Raw genomic sequence first — 23,883 nt, 5'->3', positions numbered from 1 at the left:
AAACTGCTTCAATATACGATTTATCAAAATGCAATAGGAACTTGGGTACAAATTTAAAGCTACTTTAGCCTTAGCGTTTTACACCTCTTACCATTTCCTTTTTACCCGGAGGGCCAGGAAGGGTTTCAACGGCTAGTCCAACTGCTTTTAAATCCCTTTTCAGTTGACCTTTGGCGCAATAGGTAACAAAAACACCATTTGAGTCGAGCAATTCAGCCGTTTTTTCGATCACCTCTAAATCCCACATTTCGGATTGTTTGCTTGGTGCGAAGGCATCGAAAAAGATGATATCGAATAGTGAATCGCTGTTAAAGTCTTGAAGTTTGGCTTCTGATTTTAGTATGTTGAAAAATTCGTTTTGTTGGAATTTTGTTTCCCAAGCGGCATTATGAAGCGCTAAAAACCGTTCCTTCACGGTTTTATCCTCAAAAAATTCGTGGTAGTTCAACGCTTCATACACTTCACTTTTTAAGGGGAAAGGCTCTAACGTGGTGTATTCAACTCTCACCTTATTTGCCACCGCCCATTCAGAGGTAAGAATAGCGTTGAGCCCAGTACCAAAGCCAACTTCAAGCACTCGAATTTTATCTAAAGCGAAACTAGTACGAAGAAAATCGAGCCCTTCTTTAAGAAACACATAACGCGACTCTTGCACCGCTCCGTGAAAAGAATGATAGGTTTCGTTCAGTTCAGCATGGTACAGCGAATGCGAACCATCTTCGGTAACTATAATTTTTACTTCAGCCATTTACTTTTGAATCAGCACGGTAGCATAAGCTGCCACACCTTCAGCCTTGCCTACAAAACCAAGCCTTTCAGTGGTAGTAGCTTTGATAGAAATATCTTCTTCCTCAATTCCCATTACTTCTGAAAGGCATTTTTTCATTTCAGGAATATGAGGGTTTACTTTCGGCAATTCTAAACAAATAGTGCTGTCAATATTACCAATAGAAAAGCCTTTAGCCTCTAGAAGCGCTACTACTTCCTTCAGTAAAATTTTACTGTCAATCCCCTTGAATTTTGGATCTTTGTCCGAAAAATGAAAACCTATATCTCGCAGATTAGCTGCTCCTAAAAGCGCATCGCAAATCACATGAATCAGTACATCTGCATCTGAATGACCCACAGCCCCGTGCGTATGAGGCACCTTGATTCCGCCCAACCAAAAGTCTTTCCCCTCTTCTAATCGATGTACATCGTATCCAAAACCTACTCTGATTTTCATATTTCTTTTTTTGCTTTATACCTTAATACCGAAGCGTTTGTTTTCACCAATATTTTATTGGCCTGCTCCTTAATATCTTCTACCGTAACGGCCTGAATTTTCTCACCTTCATGGTTTACCATGTCGGGATCGCCTAAAGTCCAAGCATGCGCCAAATTCATGGCTCGGTTCAGTAATTCAACTTCGCCAAAAACAATGGTCGACTCTGCTTTGTTTTTCACCTTCTGCAAAGTAGCGGCTTCAATCGAAGTGTTTTTAAAATCTTCAATCAAATCCCACACTGCTTTTTCAGCCTCAGCCAGCGAAACACCAGCACTCAATTGCCCATTGATCACGAGTAAGCCAGGGTCACTAGAACCCATTACATAAGCCCCAATCGAACTGAACAACCTTTGTTTCTCTACCAATTGATCGTGCAATAATGACGACTTACCGCGCCCTAAAATATCGCTCAATAAATCAGTAGCGTAATATTTTCCATCCGCTCGCCCTTCCATATGAAAAGCCATATACAGAGAGTCTGCCGGCACAGGCGCTTCTACTTCTAACTCTCTATATTCAGTTTGAACAGGCTCTTGAGGTAAATTTCGTACATTGGTTTCACCTTTTGGAATTTCACCAAACCACTTTTCGCTCAGTCGTTTTACTTCATCCAAAGTAGTATTTCCAGCCACCACTAAAACTGCATTATTGGGTTTGTAGAAACGATGGAAAAAATCCTTCACATCATCCATGGTGGCCTTTTCAATGTGCTCAATTTCCTTCCCAATGGTCGCCCATTTGTAAGGATGTTCTTTATACACCAACGGTCTCAATTTCAACCAAGCATCGCCATAAGGTTGATTCAAGTACCGTTGCTTAAATTCTTCGATCACCACAGAACGCTGTACTTCCAATACTTTTGGGTCGAAAGAAAGGCTTAGCATTCTGTCCGATTCCAACCAAAATGCAGTTTCCATGTTTTCGGCCGGAAGCGTTATGTAGTAGTTTGTAATGTCTGGGCTTGTGAACGCATTGTTCTCGCCCCCAACTTTCTGTAATGGCTCGTCATAATTGGGTACGTTTAGTGAGCCACCAAACATTAAATGCTCAAAAAGATGAGCAAATCCGGTGCGCTTTTCATCTTCATCTCTCGACCCCACATTGTAAAGTACATTTACCACCACCATAGGTGAAGTAAGGTCTTGGTGAAAAATGACCTGAAGGCCGTTTTTTAGTTCAAATTGTTCAAATTGGATCATATACAATTGGGTAGGCTGGCAAAAATAAAAATAATGCACATTAATTTCGGCAATTGAGGGTTTACTTTAATTTTGCTTCGCACTGCACTCAAAACAACTATGATTTTTAAACGAGAAGGTTACTCCAAGCAAGAACTTTTACACCTCTACGAGCAAATTCTTAGACCACGCATGATCGAAGAAAAAATGCTCATTCTACTTCGACAAGGAAGAATCACCAAGTGGTTTTCTGGAATTGGACAAGAGGCGGTTTCTGTTGGGGCCGTGAATGCCATCGACCAAGAAGAATATATACTTCCTATGCATCGAAATCTTGGCGTTTTTACAGGCAGAAACATTCCGTACAGTCGCCTTTTCGCACAGTTTCAAGGCAAATTAAGTGGCTTCACAAAAGGAAGAGATCGCTCTTTTCACTTCGGAACAAAGGAATTTAATATTGTGGGAATGATCTCACATTTAGGCCCACAAATGGCCTTGGCAGATGGAATTGCCTTAGCCGACAAGCTTAAAGAAAGCAAGAAAGCTACTTTGGTCTTTACAGGAGACGGTGCAAGTTCGGAAGGAGATTTCCACGAAGCACTTAACGTAGCAGCAGTTTGGGACTTGCCAGTAATCTTTGTGATTGAAAACAACGGCTATGGCCTTTCAACCCCTAGCGAACAGCAATTCAGATTCAAAAATTTTATAGACAAAGGCCCGGGCTACGGTATTAAAGCCGTAAAAGTAGATGGCAACAATTTGCTTGAAGTACATTCTACCATAAAGCAATTGGCAGAAAAAATTAGAAAAGACCCTAAGCCAGTGATTGTGGAATGCATGACATTCAGAATGCGTGGCCACGAAGAAGCCAGCGGTACTAAATACGTTCCGAAAGCTTTGATGGAAGAATGGGCGAAGAAAGACCCTGTTGAAAATTATGAGTCCTTTTTAAAGAAGGAAAAAATACTGACCGCAAAAGCGGAAAAAGAGATCAGGGCCAAAATCAAAGCCGACATTGATGAAGGTTTAGAGTTGGCTTATGCAGAAGAATTACCACCTGCCACTCAAATGGAAATTGACGATATGCACGCGCCATTTGTTCAGGAAGTGATTGAACCAAAAACAGATGCAACCTCAGAAAAACGATTTGTAGATGCGATTTCGGATGGTTTAAAGCAAAGCATGGAACGTTTCGACAACCTTGTGTTGATGGGACAAGACATTGCTGAGTATGGTGGCGTTTTCAAAATTACTGACGGTTTTTTAGAGAAATTCGGAAGCGGAAGGGTGCGTAATACACCTTTGTGCGAGTCGGCCATTATTGGTACTGGGCTCGGGCTTTGTATTAATGGTTATAAGGCTATGGTTGAAATGCAGTTTGCCGATTTCGTTACTTGCGGTTTCAACCAAATTGTAAACAACTTGGCAAAAAGCCATTACCGCTGGGGGCAAAATGCCGATGTTGTAGTGCGTATGCCTACGGGAGCTGGCGTTGGCGCTGGGCCATTTCACTCGCAATCCAACGAGGCTTGGTTCTTTCACACGCCTGGTTTAAAAATCGTTTACCCTTCTAACCCAAAAGATGCGAAAGGACTTTTGGCAGCAGCCATTGAAGATCCGAATCCTTATTTATTCTTCGAGCACAAAGCCATGTACCGTTCGGTAATCGAGAATATTCCAGACGATTATTACACGGTTGAAGTGGGGAAAGCAAGCATTGCCAAAGAAGGTGATGATATTTCCATCATTACTTACGGCATGGGCGTGCACTGGGCGAAAGAACTGGCTGCCACTTCGGAGGCTTCAATTGAAATTTTAGACTTAAGAACTTTATTGCCCTGGGATAAAGAAGCAGTGGAAGCTACCGTGGAGAAAACCAATAAAGTAATTGTACTGCACGAAGACACGCTTACAGGCGGAATTGGTGCCGAAATAGCCGCTTGGATTGGTGAGAACTGTTTCCAATATTTAGATGCTCCTGTAGCTAGAGTTGGTAGTCTTGACACCCCTGTTCCTTTCGGAAAACACTTAGAAGAGAACTTTTTACCCAAACAAAGACTTGTAGAGAAGTTGAATGACTTGATAAATTACTAAGTTTTATGTTTTGGAATAAGAAGAAAGAAGACACTGTTGAAGTGCCATGGAATAGATTGGAGCGTTTAGATCAACTTTCTGAAATCATTGAGGAGAGCAAAAACCAAACGGTTGTGATTTACAAGCACAGCACCCGTTGCAGCATTAGCAGCATGGCGCTAAACCGTTTGGAGCGCAACTGGACAGAAGAAGGTAATCAGCTGAAAATCTATTATTTAGACCTAATTCGGTTTAGAGAAGTTTCTAATGCTGTGGCCGAACAATTTGGTGTACAACATGAATCCCCACAAGCCATTGTTATCAAAAATGGAAAAGCTGTTCACCATAGTTCGCACATGTCAATTGATTATGATGCGATGTTGAAATTGCTTTGATCTAACCGCAAAGGACGCGAAGAAACGCAAAGCATAAATTAGAATCGTCACTGCGAACGCTTACGCCTTAGCTTCAGCGTTGGCGCAGACGAAAGCCATGCGATAGCAATGGACTGTAACGAAGCAGTCTCTAGGTGGCAGGTTCTGTAATTTTAAAAGTAAGATTGCTTCGTCAAAGCCTTTCGCTACCGCAAAGTCTATTTCTCGCAATATCGATGAATTGAGTTTATGGGACTACCCCCAATGACTAATGACCATTCAACCAATGACTAACGCATAGTAACCACAGTAATTCCTGCGCCACCACGGTCTACGTGTTCATCTTTCATTTGAGCAATTTCTTTGTAGGATGAAAGGTGAGTTCGTACGATTTGCCTTAAAACTCCATTACCTTTTCCATGTAGAATATGGAGTTCGTTAAAGCCCAGCAATATGGCTTCGTCCATATATTGCTCAAGTTTGGGAATTACTTCTTCGGCACGATAGCCACGGATATCTAACTTCTGAGAGAAATTGGCCATTTTATCGTTGAGGGAAACACCGCCCTTCACTGAAAGTGAATTGGCTTTTTCACGGGTTTCTTTGCGGGTAATTTTCTCTAAACGATTCAGTTTCACCATAGAGGTTAATGCCCCTATGCTCAACTCTACATCCTTACCTTTGATAGAAGTTACTTTACCAGTGGTTTCTTGCCCCTTAATACGGACATAACTCCCCACTTCAATGGCGCCAGATTCTGTTTGAACTACTTCTTTTTCTTGCGAAGTAATTTTAGTTTTCTTCTTGGCTGCCTCTAAACTTTCGCGGGCTTGCTTTACCCTTTCTTTATCAGCTTGAGCTTCTTTGATTTCGCGAATTACACGCTCTACTTCCTTATTAGCACTATCTAATAGCACTTTGGCTTCGCGCTTCGCATTGTTTAGAATTTTCTTCTCTTGGTTTTCCAAATGAGATTTTAACTCGGCATATTGAGTCGTTAGCTCATCCAATTCCTTCTCTTTGGCCTTCACTCTTTTTTCAGCCTTTTCAACTTCGTATTGCTGACTTTCTAGCTGACCTAAAAGCTGATCTACAGAAACCTGTTTTACCCCTACTTTAGATTTGGCGTATTCTATGGTTTGATTTGAAAGGCCAATTTTTCGGGCAATTTCTAAGGCGAAAGAACTTCCGGGTTTCCCAATTTCTAGTTGATAAATGGGTTGAAGATTCTTCAGGTCATACTTCATTGCCCCATTTACCAAACCCTGTTGCTTATCGGCATATTCCTTTAGGTTGCCATAGTGCGTAGTAATTACACCCATGCCCTTCGAACTGCGAAGTTCATCCAAAATGGCTTCAGCAATGGCGCCACCAAACTGCGGTTCGGTACCAGTTCCAAATTCATCAATCAAAAACAAGCTGCCTTTGTTTACATGACCCAAAAGGTTTTTCATGTTCACCAAATGCGAACTGTATGTACTTAAATCATTTTCGATGGACTGTTCATCGCCAATATCAATAAAGAGATCTCTGTAAATGGTAAAGCGTGAAGTTTCATACACCGAAACTAGTAAGCCACATTGGAACATGTACTGCAATAAACCCACGGTTTTCAGGCAAACACTTTTTCCTCCTGCATTTGGTCCAGAAATTACCAAAATTCGCTTTTCAGCATCGAGCGAAATATTGAGCGGCACTACTTTCTTTCCTAACTTTTTAAAGGAAAGGTAAAGTGACGGATGTCTCGCTTCTTGCCAAGAAAAGCCCTTCGTTTCGTTCCAAAGTGGTTTTATGGCATCAATATCTATTGCAAAACGGGCTTTGGCTCTAATAAAATCGATGATGCCCAAGAACTTCATTATTCCTGAAAGGTTTTCCAATTCTGGACGAACCTCATCGGTGAGAGCCGTTAAAATTCGAATGACTTCGCGCTTTTCTGCGTACTGCAATTCACGTACTTCATTGTTGATTTCGAGCACTTCGCTAGGTTCTAGATAAACCGTTTGTCCTGTAGCAGATTCGCCATGCACAAAGCCTCGCACTCTTCTTTTGTATTCCGCTAAAACCGGAATCACCATTCTACCCTCGCGTATGGTAATAGAGACGTCATCAGGTGTAAAGCCATCCTTTTGCGCTCTTCTTAAAATTCCATCAAGTACTTTTCTAAGCCTTTGCTGTTCGGCATTAATTCCCTTTCGAATGTCGGCCAATAAAGCCGAAGCATTATCTTTTAATCTGCCGCGTTCGTCAAACTTTCGGTCGATCGACCAGAGCAATTCATCGTTCCAAAGCAAAGGATGAGTAAGCTGAACCAACTCAGGGTAATCTTCTCGCTTTTGGCTAAAAAAGCTCAAACATTGGTCGGCAGTTTTAAACACCAGCAATAAATCGAAAAACTCTTCCTCTAAAAGAAATGAGTTTTCCATCTGCACCTTTTTAAGGTGTGAAGAAACATCTATATAATTAGCGTTTGGAAAAAGTTCTCCACTTTGAATGATTCTCGTAAACTCGTGGGTTTGTTCTAACCACTTATCTATGGAATTGCGATCTGTGGCGTATTTTATTTTTGAAACGAATTGGGCGCCTAAATTGCTCTCGCACTTTTCGAGCAAAACGGCTCTGATTTTATCAAAACCTAACTTTTCTTCTAAATTTTGTGGGTAAAGCATTCGGTAAATGGGGCTTATTCTTATCTCAGGTTTGTATCTCTTTCTTTCATAACACTGAGGCTATCTAGTGTGGTAGAGAAGATGACAGAAGCCTTTTCTGGATGAAGTAAATAGTACTGATAGCTTTTTTTGTAGGCTACTGTATCTACATCGTGTTCTTCGAAAATCCTCTTTTCCAATATCTTAAATACCTTTTTTGCGGAGTCTGCCGGAAGCAACAAGTGAGTCACTTTACCTTCAGCTACTCTAATATCTACCATGATGTCGATCATCTCAGATTCAGACAATAATCCTTCTGGCAACTCCTCTTTACTACCGCAGGTAAAAAACAAGCAACAAACCGCCAACAAAAAAAGCTTTTTCACACTCAATTCTCAATTTTATTTTCAACTTCGATTTTCAAACGAATTTGTCAAAGGTAACGTATTCTGCACGGTAGCGGAATGCTTCTTAACCAAATTTAAGATAGTTGACACTGAATAAAACCGATTTAATTCTATTTTTGGCCTTTTAGATATGGAGCACATAATTTCCAAGCTTAGGAAGTACGAAATACAAATCAGAAAAGCCATCAATTCTCGGATGCAAGGAGACTTCCATTCCATTTTTAAAGGATCGGGATTGGAGTTTGATGGAGTGCGCGAATACCATTATGGTGATGATGTAAGAAACATCGACTGGAACAGTTCGGCTAAGGGACACGGAACCTTTGTGAAAACATTTAAAGAAGAAAAAGAACAGACAGTTTTCTTCTTGCTAGATGTAAGTGGTTCGCAAGAAATAGGAAACCCAGGTGCGCAAAAAGTTGATGTAGGAAAAGAAATTGCTTCGGTTTTAACGCTTTCGGCTATTAAAGAACAAAATCGAGTGGGGCTTATTTGTTTTTCAGATCAAAAAGAAAAATTTGTAAAGTCAGGAAAAGGCAGCAAACACGGTTATGCTATTATTCATGAACTCTATAACCTAAAACCAAAATCTGGAAAAACGAATATCAGTAAAGCGATTGGTTTAGCGCTTGAAGCCATCAACAAAAAAAGTGTGGTGATTTTGATTTCGGATTTTATTGATACCGATTACGAAAAGAACCTGAGGACTTTGGCCAACAAACACGACCTTGTGGTGATTCACTTAAAAGACGACCGAGAAACTAATTTGCCTAACTTGGGGATAATTCCTGTTTACGACAAAGAGAGTCGAAAAACTGTGTGGGTAAATACTTCGTCAAAAGACTTTAGAAATAAACTAGAAAAACGATACTCTACCAATAAAGATGACTTACAGTTATTTTGCAGAAAGCACCAAATCAATTATGTAGAAATCAATACCAAGGATTATTATATCCCACAACTCATCAAACTTTTCAAACTGCGAAATAAATCAATGAAACGTGATTAAGATCGTTAAACTTACCATTCTAGTCGCCTTATTTTTTTCTGGAAGTCAGGCAATTCACGCTCAGGAAACAAAACCGGTTGGTTTTTTCTTGAAAGACAGTGTGAAAATCGGTGAGCCGGTTCCTTTTATTTTCAGTTATAAAGACAAGAAAAACAGGTCTGTTATATTTCCTGATTCGCTCTACAACTTTGCTCCGTTTGAGCTGGTAAGTAAAGAGTATTTCAACACCCAATCTGACGACATTAATAGTATTGATAGTGCGGTTTATTACCTCACTACTTTTGAAATCGACACAGTTCAAAGGCTTTCCCTTCCTGTTTTCTTAATTACAGAAAGCGATAGTATTCCGAATTTTAGTTTAATGGATTCCATCATTCTCGATCAGGTAGTTACGCAAATGCCCGACAGTGTGAATATGGAAGAAAACTCTTATTACAGACCCGTTTCTCTGCAATTCAACTACCCTTATTTTATTATCGCTTTAGTGGTGCTAGGTGTTTTGGCCATCATTGTGTTAGTAGTTTGGGGCAAAGACATTAGGAAAAAGATTAAGCTTTATAGGTTGAAAAAAGGCCTTGAAAAATTCAATGCTGGTTTCGATCAACAGATTGATGCGTTGAGCAATGACACTACCAAAGCCAACATAGAGAAAACACTAAAATACTGGAAGAGCTACATGGAAGGTTTAGAAAACCTGCCTTTTACTAAGCTAACTACCAAAGAAATTGTATTACTAATGCAAAGTTCTAGCTTGGATGAAACGCTCAAATCTATTGATAAAAACATATACAGTAAGGCTACCGTTTCTGCTTTACAAAATGATTTTGAGTTTTTAAAAGACTATACTCAAGACCGATACAATCACATTTCAGAAGTAATTAAAAATGCTTGACGAATCGAAATATAGCTGGCTTTCTCTGGAGTGGTTTACTCCTGAGGGTTTCAAATCCTTTGATTGGGCATTTCCGATTTTTCTTTATGCCCTACCATTAGTGCTCATTCTTTTTCTTCTTAAATGGTTAATCGGAACTAAAATAAAGCAGAAACTCCCTGTTGCCCTTCCTAAACAAGACATAGAACGTAGCTGGACAAGCTATTTAAGGGTAATTCCTAACCTATTTACCGCACTGGCTTTGGCCATGTTAATCGTAGCCCTTGCCCGCCCACAACGAACAAACGAACAAGTAGAGCAATGGACAGAAGGGATTGATATCGTATTGATCATTGATACGTCTGAATCAATGCAGATTGAAGATTTTAAGCCCAACCGACTTGAGGCTGCTAAGCAAACCGCACGTGATTTTATCAATGGCAGGTTTCAGGACAGAATTGGACTGGTGATTTTTTCGGGTGATGCCTATTCACTTTCTCCATTGACTACTGATTATGAATTACTGGGTAGTTTTATCGATACCGAAGTAGACTTTGGTAAAATCGAGAACAGAGGAACGGCCATTGGTAGTGCCATTGCAACAGGAACCAACCGAATGACGGAATCATCTGCGGCTTCTAAGGTGATGATTTTATTGAGTGATGGAGATAACACTGCCGGAAATATTGACCCAATTACTGCCGCTGAATTGGCCGCTGCTTACGGCATTAAAATCTACACCATTGGTATTGGTAAGGACGGAAAAGTGCCTTACGGAAAAGACTTCTTTGGCAGACCCAACTATATCGAAAATACGCTGGATGAAACCACGCTTAGAAAGATTGCAGAAATTGGTGATGGTCAGTTCTATCGCGCTTCTGATAACGAAGCACTTTCAAACGTTTTCAGCTTAATTGACCAATACGAGAAAGCTGAAATCAAAGAAACCCGTTACAAGAATACTACGGACTTCTACCCTATTTATGCCAAATGGGGCCTGGTTTTCTTTATTCTATTTATGCTCTCTAAAAGTACTTTTGTGAGTAACGTGTTGGAGGATTAACCTTTTCTTAAAACCTAAAAACCAGACTCAAGCCGTCTGCATTTACGGTTACTGTTTCTAATATTTTATTTAGGCTTTCACTCTTAGATTGTAATAAGCCATACATCACTACATCAAAAGCGAAGAGAAATCCACCTTGCAGGATTAAAGACTTACCATAGCCTTTCAACAAGTCTTGTCTGTTCGGTCGTGTTTTGGCCATTTCTTTCATTAAGAAACCACCCGTAATATAGGCTACATCTAGTCCAGCATTAATCAAAAGCACTTTACCCATTTGGTGATAATCGCCAATGGATTCCGTTAGACTAATTGAACTTGGGTCGGTAATTAGGGAGTTGCGTAAGCCAGGAACGGCCAACGCTAAATTCACTACATTCCAATAGATGTTCATTCTATAAAAATGGCCTTGTTCTTTAGAGCTTGGGTTTCTTAGTAAAGCCGCATTGGTAGCAAAATTCCCAACAGCCCAACTTCCCAAAACAATCATCCCTACTTTATTCAATTCCAATCGGTCGGTATTGAAGGCTGTAAGGTCAGATGACTGACCAAGCGCCTGAAAGGTGATAAAAACTAAGAACAAGGTAAGAATGAGTGATTTTTTCATGGCTACGCAAAGAGTTCTATTCCAAAACCTTCGAGCAAGAAATTAAGCAAACGAAGGGCAAAAAGAATTAAAGCTACGCCTACAGTACGGTTCATTATTCTCATAAAACGAGCCGTTACAATTTCTCTAAGCTTAGTAGCGAAATGCGATTTTAATACATCTACAATAAACACTGTACCCACTAAGGCAGCAAAAAAACCAAAGGCTTGATTTGAAGTGTATTCAAAATCGATTGATACTTTACTCATAATCCCGATCCAAAAGAAGAGCACGAAAGGATTCACACCATTCAAAAAGAAGCCCTTTAATATTTGTTTGAAACCATCTTTACTGCCATTGGTATTCTTCATAACAGTGGTTTTAGGTACTGATTTAAACAAATAGAAAAGTCCAAACACCAGCATAATGACTCCTCCTACTCCTCCCAGCCACATTTTAAAGTTTTCACTTTCTACAAGTTGAGAAACCCCGAAGTAGGTGATGACAATATAAAAGATATCGCTAAGGGCTACACCTATGGCCATGAAGAACCCAGACCAAAACCCTTTTTCTATACTATTTTGAATAAGGGCGAAGAACACCGGACCAATAAGTACACAGAGCAATAAACCAAATAGTAAACCATTGAGAACAGGATGCATCAGAACTTCTTAGGTTGTTTACTAAGAAAATCTATCCAACTACTAAGATGTTTTCCTTTAAGTACTCTCGGAAATTTAGATTGCCCACCTTCTTTACCTTCTGAGCGCATCCAATCATAAAAAACAGATGTTGGAAGAATTTCCAAGGTTACGTTCTTTAGTGCATGCTTTCGTTCTACGGCATAGTCGTCATTGACCACTTTTAGCTGCGCATCGATTCGTTCGCAGAGCGCGGTGCTATCTACTTCATCATCGGTACCTACATACCATTTATGAGAGAATAATGTGCCATCAGGAACACCCGTAACGGTAAATTCCTTAACACTAATATTCATTTCTTCTGCAGCCACTTCAATGGCATGATTCATATTATCTACGGAAAGATGTTCGCCACAAAGACTTAAGAAGTGTTTTGTTCGACCTGTAATGATAATTTCAGAGTTCCTTTTGTCTACAATTTTAACAGTATCGCCAATTTGGTATCGCCAAGCGCCTGCACATGTAGAAATTAACAAAGCATAATCTTTCCCCTCTTCTACTCCATCAATCATTACGGTTTCTGGATTATCTACAAGCACTCCATCAGGGCTAAAGTTCTTATCGTTAAAAGGCACAAATTCATAGAAAATACCATTATTGAGCACCAGTCTCATTGATTTTTTATTGGGTTCAGACTGAAAGGCTAAGAATCCCTCAGAAGCCAAATAAGTTTCTATATAATGAACAGGCTTACCCAATAGCTTTTCAAACCCCTTTTTGTAAGGCTCAAACGATACACCACCATGAACAAAAGCTTGGAGATTCGGCCAAATTTCATGAATATCCTTTACATGGTACCTTTCAATAATTCTCTCTAAAAGAATTTGCATCCATGCGGGCACGCCCACGATCATGCCGATATTCCACTTGGGAGCCGATTCTACGATTTCATCGAGTTTAGCTGCCCAATCTTTGTTCTTTTTAATCTTAGGTGTGGGGCGCGAAAAGCCTTGTACCCAAAGTGGTAATTGGCCTGTAGTGATACCGCTCAAGTCACCATAATAATAGTTTCCTGAGAAATTGAGCGAGGTACTCCCTCCCAACATGAGCATTCCTGACTGGAAGAATTTATCGGGTAAATCATACTTAGAAAGTGTATAGATATGCCTTGTTCCCGTTCTTCTAATTTGACGGATCATATCCTTTGTAACAGGAATATATTTTGAAGCTGCACCTGATGTTCCAGAACTTAAAGCGAAAAACTTGGTTTTTCCTGGCCAGCAAACATCCTCTTCTCCTTCCCTTATTTTATGCCACCAGTCGGCATTCATTTTTTCATAATCGCAAACGGGAACATTGGCTTTAAATTTTTCTAGAAAATCGTGCCCTCCATGATTTCTGAAAGACTCCAACACACTTACAAAATCATATTCTCTACCAAATTGCGTGTTTCTTGCGCTGATAAGCAGTTTCGACAATTCCTTTTTTTGAAGTTCGTAGGGCGATGTATAATCTTGTTCAAGCGTTTCCCTAAGCTTTATTCCTTTTTTAAGTATAGTCCCTAATATGGCCATTCAATCAATTTTCGTGTGGTCGGTAAGCCCCTTTCAAAGCGAATTTATTCTAACTTTGGAACTTACTGAGCGTTTCAAATATAAACAAAAGTACTACTGAAATTAAGGCAACTCAAATGAGTGTAGAAAACAACATAAAAAAATACCGCGAAATTCTAAAACCATTCGGTGCTCAATTGATTGCCGTAAGTAAGACTAAACCCAAAGAGGATTTGTTACAAGCTTATGAAATAGGTCAACGGGCATTTGGTGAAAATAAGGTTCAGGAACTTACAGAAAAAGCCGATGCGCTGCCGAAAGATATTCAATGGCACATGATTGGCCACTTACAGCGAAATAAAGTAAAGTACATCGCGCCTTTTGTTCACCTTATTCATGCGGTAGACAGCGAGAGACTTTTAAAGGAAATAGATAAGCAAGCCGCAAAAAATGACCGAGTAATTCCTTGTTTACTGCAAGTATTTATTGCTAAGGAAGAAAGTAAATTTGGTTTTTCAGAAGAAGAATTACTTGACTTCTTAAAATCTGAAGCTTTTCAAGAGTTAAAGCAAATCAAAGTTGTTGGGCTAATGGGTATGGCCACCAATACTGATGACATGCAAAGGGTGAAGAATGAATTTACTGGCCTGAAAGCACTTTTTGATCAAATCAAAAATGAAATTCATTCTGAAAATTTAGAAATGAAGGAATTATCAATGGGCATGACTAATGATTACCAAGTGGCTTGCGAAGCAGACAGCACCATGGTAAGGATTGGGTCTGCTATTTTTGGAGGACGAAACTACAATCAATAATGAGCGCAAAAACTGTTTTAATTTTAGCTGGAATATTTGGAATGTTATCCGTAGCCATTGGCGCTTTTGGTGCGCATGGCTTGGAAAGTACATTAACCGCCAACAACCGAATGGATACTTTTGAAACTGGCGTGAAATATCAGTTTTACCACACTTTAGCACTCTTTCTTTTAGGCATGCTCATGATCAACTACCAAAACAATTACTTTGGCTATGCTGCCATTTGCTTTGTAGCGGGCATATTCATTTTTAGTGGTTCACTCTACACTCTATCATTGACCAATGTCACTTGGTTGGGCGCCATCACTCCAATTGGAGGTTTGGGCTTTATTATGGGTTGGTTGTTTTTGATTTTGGGGGTTAAGAATAGTCTTTAAGAGCAGCATAAACTTAACTTTTGGTGAATTGATTCACCAAAAGTCATAACTATCGGTGAATTGATTCACCAAAAAAACTAAATAAGTATTGCGGTTAAAGAAGTAATCAGAAGAATTTCTGATGAAAATTAACAAGGAAAAGCTCTTTTGAGGCACGGGTAACGGCTGTATATAGCCAACGCAAATAATCCTGATCGATCATTTCTTCATTGAGGTAACCTTGGTCTACGAAAACCGCCTCCCATTGCCCACCTTGAGATTTATGGCAGGTAAGCGCATAAGCGAATTTCACTTGCAAAGCATTCAAATAAGGATCTTTCTTAATCAATTTTATCCGTTCGCCTTTCGATTCCACATCCGCATAATCTTCTACCACTTGCTCGTAAAGCTTCTTTTGATCTGCACTTGGCAATGAAGCTTCTGGCGTATAAAGAGTATCCAAAATTACTTTGGCTTCGAAAGGCTCATGGTCAGGGTAGTCTAGCAAACGCAGGTTGAGGGTGGCAAAACGCAATCCGTAAACATCTTCAAACCGAACTATTTTCATCACCTCTACAAAATCTCCATTGGCCAAAAAGCCACCGGGCGTATTTTCTGGCAAATAATGATAGTTGTTCCGAACAATCATTAATATATCACCCGCCTCCAATTCGTCTTCTCTATATTGAATCGCCCTGCGGATGTATTGATTGTACTGCACCGCATTTTTGTTCGACCGACAAACAATTACCGTATTCTCGGTTCCATACTTATCGTAGGCATAGCGGAGACCATCTTCCAACCTTTCACCCGTCATTTTAAAAATATCTTTAAACTGACCTGTGGTAAATTTTATGTCGAACTTCTCTTTACTGAGTTCTTTCCTGAGTTGCGTGGCATTATAAAGAATACCAGAAGATTCCTCCTGACGCATTACTTCGGTTAGTTCAATGGAGAAATTGTCGGTTTTGAAATTGTGTTTCAGGTATGAGGCTTCCAAAGCTGGGCTTTCGGCACTGCCTACAGGCGGAAGCTGCGCCACATCACCAATCAGCAAAAGTCTATTCCCCTCCTTTTCAAAAACATAATCCATCAACTCAGTCAACAGCCCTTTTGTGCCATAATCCGATTGGTCGGAAAGCATTGAAGCTTCATCCACAATAAAGAGTGTATTCGTGTGGTAATTCTTCTGACGCGAAAACCGTAGACTTCCCCCAGGCTCTTCTGTTTGCTGAAAGATCTTTTTGTGGATCGTAAAAGCCGTGCGTTTGGAATAAGAAGACATCACTTTGGCTGCACGGCCTGTGGGCGCCATCAAAACATACTTCATATTGAAAAAGGGAAGCATATTTACCACCGCACCAATGACTGTGGTTTTCCCAGTTCCAGCATAACCCCGAATGGTTAGGGTAGGCTTTACTAAATCTTTGTCCAGTAGAAATGTATCCAACATACGGAAAAGCTCCTTTTGACCAGAAGTGGGCTCAAAAGGGAATTTGCTCAATAATATTTCAGAAGGTTTTGCCAATGCTTAATTTTTAGCGCGTGAAATGTCTTCAGGAAAAATAGTAGCCATTGTGGTTGTGGCTTTTGCAATCAATGTTCTTTTCTCACCATCTAAACACCATACTTCGGCCTCGCAGAAGTTCAGTTTTCTACCCTGCTTAATTACTTTACCAATAGCATGAAGTCGGTCTCCTTTACCTTTAGAAAAATAGGAGATTTTAATCTCTCCCGTCACTACGTGGTGATCTTCAGGCACCACCGTATAAGCCGCAAAGCCTGCAACAATATCGGCTACCGTAGCCGTAACGCCTCCGTGTACCAAACCTGTTTGCTGCTGATGCTCTTGTTTTAAAGTCAACCAACCTTCCGTAGTACCCGCTTCAATTACATTCAAATCAAAGCCTACCAGTTTCATGAAATATTGCCTTTCGAGGAATTTCTCTATTCTTGATTTAAAGTTGGGATTCAATACCTTTATCATCTTTTCAATTTTGGACAAATATATCGTATCTCCTACTTATGGACTCACTGGAATCCAAAATCAAATCTAATTATGGCGAAAAACTTCGGGTTCGGGTCTGTGGCATCTGCATTACCGATGAAGGTCTTTTGATGGTTCACCATACCGCTTTGGGAAAAGGTGGCTCTTTATGGGCGCCACCGGGCGGAGGTATGGAATATGGAGAAAGTGCACATGAAGCTTTGAAGCGTGAATTTATGGAAGAAACCCATTTAGACATTGAAGTGGAGAGATTCCTTTTTGTGCATGAATACCTCGACCCACCGCTCCACGGCATCGAATTATTTTTTAAAGTGAAAATACGGGGCGGGGAACTCAAAAAAGGCACTGATCCTGAAATGGAGGCCAATGCACAAATCATTACTCAAGTTGAATTTAAATCCTTTGAAAGGATACAACAGCTCCCAAAAGCACATCTGCATTATGTGATTCAAAACATGACGAGTTTCGATAGTCTTTTAAGTAGAACGGGCTATTCGAAAAACAAATAACTAAATAATTAGTTTATAAATGTGATATTTCTATATATTTATAGAATAAACCACATGTTATGAATAAGCACCTCGTTTTACTGATCTTAATATCCACTTTGGCCTGTAGTGATCACAAAGACAAACCAGTAGATCAGCCCCAATTGCCAGATCAGGTGGTTCTAATTTTCAAGAATCCTCAATCGCATGCTAGATACACTTTTCCTTCATTTTATGATCAACCTGTTGGGAATCTTGCTTCAGGTAATGGTTACCAAATCCAAACTATCAATGATGCTTTAATACCCACCCGCTATCGTTTTGAAGTCAACTCTCCTTCAGACACAGTGACCATAAGCACGAAGCGTAATTTACTTGAAGTTAAACTCACTTACAAAGCCATAGATGAACTCACCTATTATTTTAGGAAAGGAGATACGGTTATCTTTAATTATGAGGGCACAAAACCAATTGCAGAAATCATTAACCGAAATGAAAATACAGAGGTTACAAACTTTAGCCTAAACCAACGAGACTCTGTATACCAAGACGACTTACCTGCCATGATTATATTTAATCACTCTCTACTGGGTTTTAGACTATATTCCAGAGGTGAAGACAAGACCATTAGCGCTCAAGAGTTTGTGAAAAACTACAGAATCAAGATGGGGCAAGTATTGAATCAAGAATTAACGGAAGACATTAAACGAATCAACTCATTCAGAGAAAAAGGTCTTATCACTGAACAACATCATAATGCCATGCTAAGTGACTTGTATTGGAAGCTAACCAATAAAGTGACCGAATTAAGGTATGTCCCTGAGGAAGAAAACTTCGAGTATTTACGTCAAATTTTAAAAGACTTAGAAAGAGATCACCCCGCACTTGCCGTTAGAAATGACTCTCTTCTCGTTTCAGGTATTTACCAAAGTTTCATAGAAACTAAAGCCAAACGACTCCATCCTGTAGAGATGCTCGAGATTAAAGGGAGAGAAAGCGGAAGTCGTACATGGAATTACCCATCCTCATACGACTCAATACAGGCGTCCACCGAATTCAGTCCAACGGAGCGGAAGCTTCTTCAGTATAAAAACTTGGACAAAACTCTTTCTGAGACTTCACATTTTAACATTGAAACAAGGCTTAAGTATCTTACTAAATTCAAAAATGACTACCAAGACACTGTGCTATTTAACGACTTCGTAAAAAAGTATAATGTCAAATTTGAAATTGATGATGATGTTCAATTGGTAGACAACAGTGGAAAGACTGGAACACTGAATGAATTCATTTCAGCCAACAAAGGAAAAGTAATTTATGTGGATTACTGGGCCAGCTGGTGCGCCCCTTGTATTGCTGAAATGCCTAGTTCTAAGAAATTCCAGCAAGAAATGAACAACGAGAATATCGTCTACCTATACCTTTCTACCGACCGCACAGAAGAACCATGGCAAAAGGCATTAAAAAAATTAGAGTTAGAAGGAAGCACCAACTATCGAATTATGAATGCGGATAATTCATTGCAAATGGACGATTTAGAAATTCAATTTATTCCGCGCTACATGATTTACGATACCAATGGACGTTTGGTAAATAAGGATGCTCCAAGACCAAGTGAATCGGAACTTCTAAAAACACAGTTGATGAAGGCGCTCAATGCTTCAAGCAATTAAAACTAGCAGTTTAATTCATCAGTTTTGTCTTAAAAATTCAATCAACCTCAATTTACAAACCAAATATGGGGGTGCCCATTTAAATTGAAAAAAACATTCTGATGGTTAATCATATATGAGAAGCTAGAAAAGACCCTAAAACTTAATTAGAGACCGATTTTCAAGTCATCATTTAAACCGATTTTAAACCCTTTGAAAAAATAAAACAAATCCCTAACCATCGGTTGCACTATGTTATTCAAAATATTACTAGTTTCGAAAGCCTTTTTAAACAGACTGGCTATTTCAAATTTCATTAGAATTGCATAAAATAGCAGTTCGATTTATTTTCAGTTACCTAATAAAATAGTTATTTTCGCAAAAAGATCAACCTTAAAAAATGAGCCTAACTAAAATCCTTACTGTAGTCATATTCATTGGAGCCCTCACATTTGGCTACTTCCTTTATGACAGTATTAACTCAACTATTGAGAGAGCAAAAGACATTGAAAGAGTAGAAAATTCGGTGAAAGCCAAACTTGAACTCATTCGTGATGCCCAGATTGCTTACCAAAGCACTTATGGTGATTATGCCGATACATGGGAAAAACTAATTTCTTATGTAGACAGTGGTAAAATTTGGTTGATCCAAAGAACTGAAACTATTACTCCTCAAGCCTACGGAGAAGAAATTTCAACCTTTACTTATGACACGCTAGGTTTTAGAACAGTGAGAGATTCATTGTTTAAAATACCAAATTTCAACCCAATGAACCTACCAAGGTTACCACATGCACCGGACAAATTCTTTTCGCTTTATGCCAAAGATTCGGTTCGTTCTGGTGTTAATGTAGATTACATTGAGGTAGTTGACACTTATCCTTTCGACAGAACCAGAACAGAGGATAACGAAATCAAAAACAGAAGACCTTTACGTTTCGGTTCTAGAACAGAAATTACCACTTCAGGTAACTGGTAGTAAATCATTATAGTGAGTACTGTTAAAAACCAACAACTCATAAAAATCAAAGACGAAAGCATGGACATTGATCATATTGATCAATGTCGTCTTTCGTTTTTTATTGGTGAGCACGACTGTCAAATCACAGTATTTGACGAGCAAAAGCAAAAGCTTCTGCTTTTCGAAAATCACCTTATCTCATCTTCCCCGATTGATTTTCTCGAGAAGCTACACGATCAGCATGAGTTAGTACCCGCTGGTTTTTGGCCTACTATACATATTCATATCAGGAATAATCAGTTCTGCATGGTGCCTAGCTTCCTATTCGATGAAGATTCGGCATATAACTATATAAGGCTTAATACTGACAGTAACCCTGATTTAGACAATTACGCTATACAGCAACACAAGTCATTGGCCGCTACATATGTTTTTGGTTACCCTGCAGCCATTCAAGACTGGTTCTTCTCTAAATACAAAAAGGCTAGTATCCATGTTTTTCATGAAGGTTCTACCTTTTTAAAGAGTGTAGATAAGCATTTGCTTAAGGTTGCTAAACCAGCCTTATACCTCAATTGTAATTCGGACAGCTTAATGCTAGCTGGTTTTAATGGCCAAAAGTTGATGATTTATAACCAATTCAAAATTGGTGACCTAAAGCAGCTGCCTAAGTTAATTTTGATGTCAATTCAGCAATTTAGTCAAGAAGGCCAAGGTACTCCAATAATGCTTTGGGGTGTTAAAGACAGAATAAAAAGCTTAGAACCGCTGCTGAAAAAATACTTTAAAAACCTTAGCTTGGGTAAAAGATCTACTCAATTTAAAATGAGTCATCAGTTTGATGAAATTGAGCTTTACGAACACATAGAAATATTCGGAAGCTTCTCAGACACCAATTCATAACCAATACCCGCTGCTATGAAGCGCATCGCTATTTTCCCAGGTTCATTCGATCCTTTCACAAAAGGACATCATGATATTGTAATGAGGTCGTTAGGGCTTTTTGACGAAGTGGTTATTGCGATTGGCTATAATACAGCCAAGCAAAATCGATATTTCGACATTGATTTTATGGTGAAAAAAATTGAAACCACGTTTGTCAATGTTCCAAGGGTAAAAGTAGTTGTGTATAATGAGCTTACAGCCACCCTCGCAAATAAAATGGGGGCTAAATACTTGATCAGAGGGTTACGAAATACAACAGACTTTGAGTACGAAAACAGTATTTCTCAGGTAAATAGGCATTTGAACAAAGAACTCGAAACGGTATTTTTAATTACTTCACCCGAGCTATCATCAGTCAGTTCTACTATTATCAGAGAGGTTCATCGTTATGGAGGCGATGTTCAAGAATTCCTGCCTTACGAGCTTTAAACGGCTTTCTTCTTTCTCTTTTTCTTATACTTTTTATAAACGTGTTGGATTGAACGATAGGTATGGTAAAGTGCCACGTTTACCTCGTTAGAGTTCATCCATTTCACTTCATCAATATCCTCATCTGCTTGAGGTTTCATTTTAGAGTCGTCAAGGTTATCCATCAAAAACCAACTGGTTTTCTTTAGAATATCTTTTCCGCCACGAACGTAAGTATGCCAAGTAACACAAATCTGCTCCTTCACTTGCACCTTAACGTTACACTCTTCCTCTACTTCTCTCTTCGCACCTTCTTGAACGCTTTCCTTCCCTTCAATTTTACCTTTTGGAAAATCCCACATGCCAAGACGGTGAATCATCAGCACTTTATTTTCCTTCTCTACTACCCCACCTGCCGCTTTAATGATCTTAAACTTTCCTTTGATCAAACTAACAGTCTCCTCATATTCTGCAGTAATAAGGGTTACAGACTTAAACCCCTTTAATTTGCTATGGTGCAAAATAAAAAGTAATGATTTGATCATTCCCTGTGAAGCATTCGTAATCAACATATTACCCCTGAATGCTTTCTCATTCAGAATAATATCATCCACATTGATTACAAGGTCGAACTTAGAATGATCCTTAACTTCCTCCGGACGTTTGATTCGAAGGGGCTTATCTTTGATGTATATTCTCATCTATTGTGAGCACTATTTTTTGCTAATATGAAATATTTTTTAAGAACAATACCTCTGTTGGGTTTATAAATTTCAGAAAAAAAATCCCTTAAATTCGTGCCATGGAAAAATCAGGCACCCCTAAAGATACAGCACTAAGAGTTGCTTCCGACTTATTAGAAATAAAAGCAATTCAACTTAATAAGTCTCAACCGTTTACCTGGAGCTCAGGATGGAAATCTCCAATTTACTGCGATAACCGCATGTCGCTTTCTTTTCCAGCCACAAGAACTTATATTAAAAAGGCACTGGCCGAAGCATGTAAATCACTCTACCCAGAAGCACAATCTATTGCAGGTGTAGCTACTGCTGGTATTCCTCAAGGCGCTTTACTTGCAGACGAACTGGACCTTCCCTTCATCTATGTTCGTTCTTCCCCAAAAGGACATGGCATGGAAAATCTTATTGAAGGTAAAGTGGCACCAGGCCAAAAAGTGGTGATTGTAGAAGACCTTGTTTCTACCGGAGGAAGTTCTTTAAAAGCTGCCGAAGCACTAAAAGCTGCTGGCTATGAAGTACTTGGAATGGTGGCCATTTTCACTTATGGTTTCCCTTTAGCTGACGAAAATTTTGCAAAAGCGGGCATCAAGCTTCACTGTTTGAGTAACTATTCTGTAATGCTAGAAAAGGCGAAAGAACTTGGTTATGTAAACCAAGATGACTTGGCTTCTTTAGAAAAGTGGAGACAAGACCCAGCCAACTGGAAAGGTTAATCCGCAAAGCACTAATCTAAAACATGCCGAAACACAAACTCAGGCTTCTTTTTATTACCTACCAAGGTGGTTTGGCAGGTTCTACCAACTCTATTGCCTATTTAGCGAAAGGGCTGGCTGAAAAGGGGCATGATGTTTTTGTGGGCTGCAGGCAAGACATGCTCATTTGGGATTTGCTAGAAGGCAGTAAAGCGCAGCGAATCCCAATGACTTTCCAAGGAAAATTCGACATTGAAAACTGGCGGCAGATTCGGGATGCAGTGAAAAAGCATCGCATTCAAGTAATTAATGCCCAATCGAGCTACGACCGCTACACGGCCATTTTTGCCAAACTCAGGTATAAGCTTAAGGTAGAAATTGTTCATACCCGAAGACAAAACCCATTGAGCGCTGGCGGTTGGTTACAGAAATGGTTTTACGTAAAAAACACTGCTGGAATTGTGGTGATTAGCGAAGGACTAAAATCCATTTTTGTGGAGAAAGGTTATCCCGAAAATCATTTAAAAGTAATTCATAACGGCATTCCCGCAGAGCGATTAACGCAATGGAATGATGAAACCGTAGAGAAATTCAGGCAGCAGCTTAAGCTCAAAGCTGGAGAAAAAGTAATCGGTTGTGTTTCTCGCTTTAAAGAGCAGCCTCAAATTATTGAAGCCGTTGCTCAACTCAATGATCCCAATATCAAACTCGTTTTTGCAGGTATAGAGCAAAGTCAACTAGAACCCTATATAGACCAATTTGGCCTAAAGAATGAAGTGATTTGCTTGGGTGATGTTTCTGGAAAAGAAGTACTCAACCTATACCGTTTGTTCGATATTAACATTCTTGCTTCCACCATGGACGGCTTCGGTTTGGTGTTGATTGAAGCCATGGCCATGAAATGCCCAGTAATTGCCACCAATTTTGGTGGCATAGCCGATGTAGTTCAAAACGATTACAACGGTTTTCTCTTCGAAAACGGAAACATTACTGAACTATCATCTAAAATAAAGCAGCTTCTCTCCGATCAACCAACTAGAGACAAGTTCATAGAAAACGGATTAACCACTGCCTTCCAGACTTTCAGCATGGAAAATACAATTCTGAATTATGAGGAATACTTCTACGGTTTAGTGTCGAAAAACTAGAAT

General features: G+C 39.5%; 25 protein-coding genes. 14 read left to right on the top strand and 11 right to left on the bottom strand.

Annotated elements, in window-relative coordinates; all coding sequences use genetic code 11:
* Positions 1 to 70: 70 nt before the first annotated feature.
* From mnmC2 to AWW67_RS03505, 3 genes are read right to left on the bottom strand one after another with little or no spacing between them, the layout of a single operon-like run.
* Positions 71 to 748: a tRNA (5-methylaminomethyl-2-thiouridine)(34)-methyltransferase MnmC2 gene (gene mnmC2, locus AWW67_RS03515; protein WP_062300291.1), complete on the bottom strand. Its 678-nt coding sequence runs from the start codon at positions 746 to 748 to the stop codon at positions 71 to 73.
* The gene (ispF, locus tag AWW67_RS03510; protein WP_062300289.1) at positions 749 to 1,225 is read right to left on the bottom strand and encodes a 2-C-methyl-D-erythritol 2,4-cyclodiphosphate synthase; all 477 of its coding nucleotides are present in this window, start codon (positions 1,223 to 1,225) and stop codon (positions 749 to 751) included. It abuts the gene before it with no gap.
* Positions 1,222 to 2,466, bottom strand: a complete 1,245-nt coding sequence (locus AWW67_RS03505; protein ID WP_062300287.1) for a M16 family metallopeptidase — start codon at positions 2,464 to 2,466, stop codon at positions 1,222 to 1,224. Before AWW67_RS03505 ends, ispF begins: the two co-directional genes overlap by 4 nt.
* A 99-nt stretch (positions 2,467 to 2,565) precedes the next feature.
* On the opposite strand from AWW67_RS03505, the gene AWW67_RS03500 reads away from it, so the two are divergent.
* Together AWW67_RS03500 and ytxJ are read left to right on the top strand one after the other, a co-directional pair.
* A complete protein-coding gene (locus AWW67_RS03500) occupies positions 2,566 to 4,539 on the top strand; it encodes an alpha-ketoacid dehydrogenase subunit alpha/beta (protein ID WP_062300286.1) in 1,974 nt (657 codons plus the stop codon).
* A 5-nt stretch (positions 4,540 to 4,544) separates the two neighbouring features.
* On the top strand, positions 4,545 to 4,913 hold the full coding sequence (gene ytxJ / locus AWW67_RS03495) for a bacillithiol system redox-active protein YtxJ (protein WP_260311297.1): 369 nt from the start codon (positions 4,545 to 4,547) through the stop codon (positions 4,911 to 4,913).
* 269 nt (positions 4,914 to 5,182) lie between these two features.
* Here ytxJ and AWW67_RS03490 read toward each other — a convergent pair whose 3' ends face one another.
* Both AWW67_RS03490 and AWW67_RS03485 read right to left on the bottom strand, forming a co-directional pair.
* A complete protein-coding gene (locus AWW67_RS03490) occupies positions 5,183 to 7,561 on the bottom strand; it encodes an endonuclease MutS2 (protein WP_062300283.1) in 2,379 nt (792 codons plus the stop codon).
* 20 nt (positions 7,562 to 7,581) lie between these two features.
* Complete coding sequence (locus tag AWW67_RS03485) at positions 7,582 to 7,926, bottom strand: DUF4296 domain-containing protein (protein ID WP_071387044.1); 345 nt, start codon at positions 7,924 to 7,926, stop codon at positions 7,582 to 7,584.
* Positions 7,927 to 8,077: 151 nt separating this feature from the next.
* On the opposite strand from AWW67_RS03485, the gene AWW67_RS03475 reads away from it, so the two are divergent.
* From AWW67_RS03475 to AWW67_RS03465, 3 genes are read left to right on the top strand one after another with little or no spacing between them, the layout of a single operon-like run.
* Positions 8,078 to 8,956 carry a DUF58 domain-containing protein gene (locus AWW67_RS03475; RefSeq protein ID WP_053224749.1) on the top strand — a complete coding sequence of 293 codons (879 nt, stop codon included), beginning with the start codon at positions 8,078 to 8,080 and terminating at the stop codon, positions 8,954 to 8,956.
* A complete protein-coding gene (locus AWW67_RS03470; RefSeq protein WP_053224748.1) occupies positions 8,949 to 9,848 on the top strand; it encodes a hypothetical protein in 900 nt (299 codons plus the stop codon). Before AWW67_RS03475 ends, AWW67_RS03470 begins: the two co-directional genes overlap by 8 nt.
* Positions 9,841 to 10,890 (top strand): vWA domain-containing protein, encoded by a 1,050-nt coding sequence (locus AWW67_RS03465; RefSeq protein WP_053224747.1) that lies wholly within the window; start codon positions 9,841 to 9,843, stop codon positions 10,888 to 10,890. The genes AWW67_RS03470 and AWW67_RS03465 overlap by 8 nt, the downstream gene beginning before the upstream one ends.
* 7 nt (positions 10,891 to 10,897) lie before the next feature.
* Here AWW67_RS03465 and AWW67_RS03460 read toward each other — a convergent pair whose 3' ends face one another.
* Genes AWW67_RS03460 through AWW67_RS03450 form a run of 3 tightly spaced genes read right to left on the bottom strand, consistent with a single transcriptional unit; the run spans position 10,898 to position 13,688 of the window.
* Positions 10,898 to 11,494, bottom strand: a complete 597-nt coding sequence (locus AWW67_RS03460; protein WP_062300278.1) for a DUF6992 family protein — start codon at positions 11,492 to 11,494, stop codon at positions 10,898 to 10,900.
* Between the two features lie 2 nt (positions 11,495 to 11,496).
* Entirely contained in the window at positions 11,497 to 12,135 is a 639-nt protein-coding gene (locus AWW67_RS03455) for a LysE family translocator (RefSeq protein WP_053224745.1), read from the bottom strand.
* The gene (locus tag AWW67_RS03450; RefSeq protein WP_053224744.1) at positions 12,135 to 13,688 is read right to left on the bottom strand and encodes a GH3 family acyl-acid amido synthetase; all 1,554 of its coding nucleotides are present in this window, start codon (positions 13,686 to 13,688) and stop codon (positions 12,135 to 12,137) included. Before AWW67_RS03450 ends, AWW67_RS03455 begins: the two co-directional genes overlap by 1 nt.
* Before the next feature lie 116 nt (positions 13,689 to 13,804).
* Between AWW67_RS03450 and AWW67_RS03445 the strand changes: the two genes are divergently transcribed.
* A complete protein-coding gene (locus tag AWW67_RS03445) occupies positions 13,805 to 14,482 on the top strand; it encodes a YggS family pyridoxal phosphate-dependent enzyme (RefSeq protein WP_062300276.1) in 678 nt (225 codons plus the stop codon).
* On the top strand, positions 14,482 to 14,859 hold the full coding sequence (locus AWW67_RS03440; RefSeq protein WP_062300274.1) for a DUF423 domain-containing protein: 378 nt from the start codon (positions 14,482 to 14,484) through the stop codon (positions 14,857 to 14,859). Before AWW67_RS03445 ends, AWW67_RS03440 begins: the two co-directional genes overlap by 1 nt.
* Before the next feature lie 106 nt (positions 14,860 to 14,965).
* Here the strand turns inward: AWW67_RS03440 and AWW67_RS03435 are convergent, their stop codons facing one another.
* Together AWW67_RS03435 and AWW67_RS03430 are read right to left on the bottom strand one after the other, a co-directional pair.
* Positions 14,966 to 16,366, bottom strand: coding sequence for an ATP-dependent DNA helicase (locus AWW67_RS03435; RefSeq protein ID WP_062300272.1), 1,401 nt, complete (start codon positions 16,364 to 16,366; stop codon positions 14,966 to 14,968).
* A 3-nt stretch (positions 16,367 to 16,369) separates the two neighbouring features.
* A complete protein-coding gene (locus tag AWW67_RS03430) occupies positions 16,370 to 16,825 on the bottom strand; it encodes a PaaI family thioesterase (protein WP_062300270.1) in 456 nt (151 codons plus the stop codon).
* Positions 16,826 to 16,863: 38 nt separating this feature from the next.
* Here AWW67_RS03430 and AWW67_RS03425 point away from each other — a divergent pair, with 38 nt between their 5' ends.
* The 5 genes from AWW67_RS03425 to coaD all read left to right on the top strand — a co-directional run bounded on the left by AWW67_RS03425 (position 16,864) and on the right by coaD (position 21,321).
* Positions 16,864 to 17,355, top strand: coding sequence for an NUDIX domain-containing protein (locus tag AWW67_RS03425; RefSeq protein ID WP_062300269.1), 492 nt, complete (start codon positions 16,864 to 16,866; stop codon positions 17,353 to 17,355).
* A gap of 59 nt (positions 17,356 to 17,414) precedes the next feature.
* Positions 17,415 to 19,007 (top strand): TlpA family protein disulfide reductase, encoded by a 1,593-nt coding sequence (locus AWW67_RS03420; RefSeq protein WP_062300267.1) that lies wholly within the window; start codon positions 17,415 to 17,417, stop codon positions 19,005 to 19,007.
* A 379-nt stretch (positions 19,008 to 19,386) separates the two neighbouring features.
* The gene (locus AWW67_RS03415) at positions 19,387 to 19,965 is read left to right on the top strand and encodes a hypothetical protein (protein WP_062300266.1); all 579 of its coding nucleotides are present in this window, start codon (positions 19,387 to 19,389) and stop codon (positions 19,963 to 19,965) included.
* 12 nt (positions 19,966 to 19,977) lie between these two features.
* On the top strand, positions 19,978 to 20,850 hold the full coding sequence (locus AWW67_RS03410; RefSeq protein ID WP_062300265.1) for a DUF3822 family protein: 873 nt from the start codon (positions 19,978 to 19,980) through the stop codon (positions 20,848 to 20,850).
* 15 nt (positions 20,851 to 20,865) lie between these two features.
* A complete protein-coding gene (coaD, locus tag AWW67_RS03405) occupies positions 20,866 to 21,321 on the top strand; it encodes a pantetheine-phosphate adenylyltransferase (protein WP_062300263.1) in 456 nt (151 codons plus the stop codon).
* On the opposite strand, the gene AWW67_RS03400 is transcribed toward coaD, so the two are convergent.
* A complete protein-coding gene (locus AWW67_RS03400; RefSeq protein WP_062300262.1) occupies positions 21,318 to 22,001 on the bottom strand; it encodes an NUDIX hydrolase in 684 nt (227 codons plus the stop codon). The two genes, coaD and AWW67_RS03400, sit on opposite strands and share 4 nt — an antisense overlap.
* 101 nt (positions 22,002 to 22,102) lie before the next feature.
* Here AWW67_RS03400 and pyrE point away from each other — a divergent pair, with 101 nt between their 5' ends.
* Together pyrE and AWW67_RS03390 are read left to right on the top strand one after the other, a co-directional pair.
* Positions 22,103 to 22,753, top strand: a complete 651-nt coding sequence (gene pyrE / locus AWW67_RS03395) for an orotate phosphoribosyltransferase (protein WP_053224732.1) — start codon at positions 22,103 to 22,105, stop codon at positions 22,751 to 22,753.
* A 23-nt stretch (positions 22,754 to 22,776) separates the two neighbouring features.
* Positions 22,777 to 23,880, top strand: a complete 1,104-nt coding sequence (locus AWW67_RS03390) for a glycosyltransferase family 4 protein (protein WP_062300261.1) — start codon at positions 22,777 to 22,779, stop codon at positions 23,878 to 23,880.
* The last annotated feature ends 3 nt before the right edge of the window (positions 23,881 to 23,883 follow it).

The sequence above is a fragment of the Roseivirga seohaensis genome, assembly GCF_001592945.1.
Taxonomy (GTDB): Bacteria; Bacteroidota; Bacteroidia; order Cytophagales; family Cyclobacteriaceae; genus Roseivirga; species Roseivirga seohaensis.
This window is presented reverse-complemented; position numbering and strand designations above follow the sequence as displayed.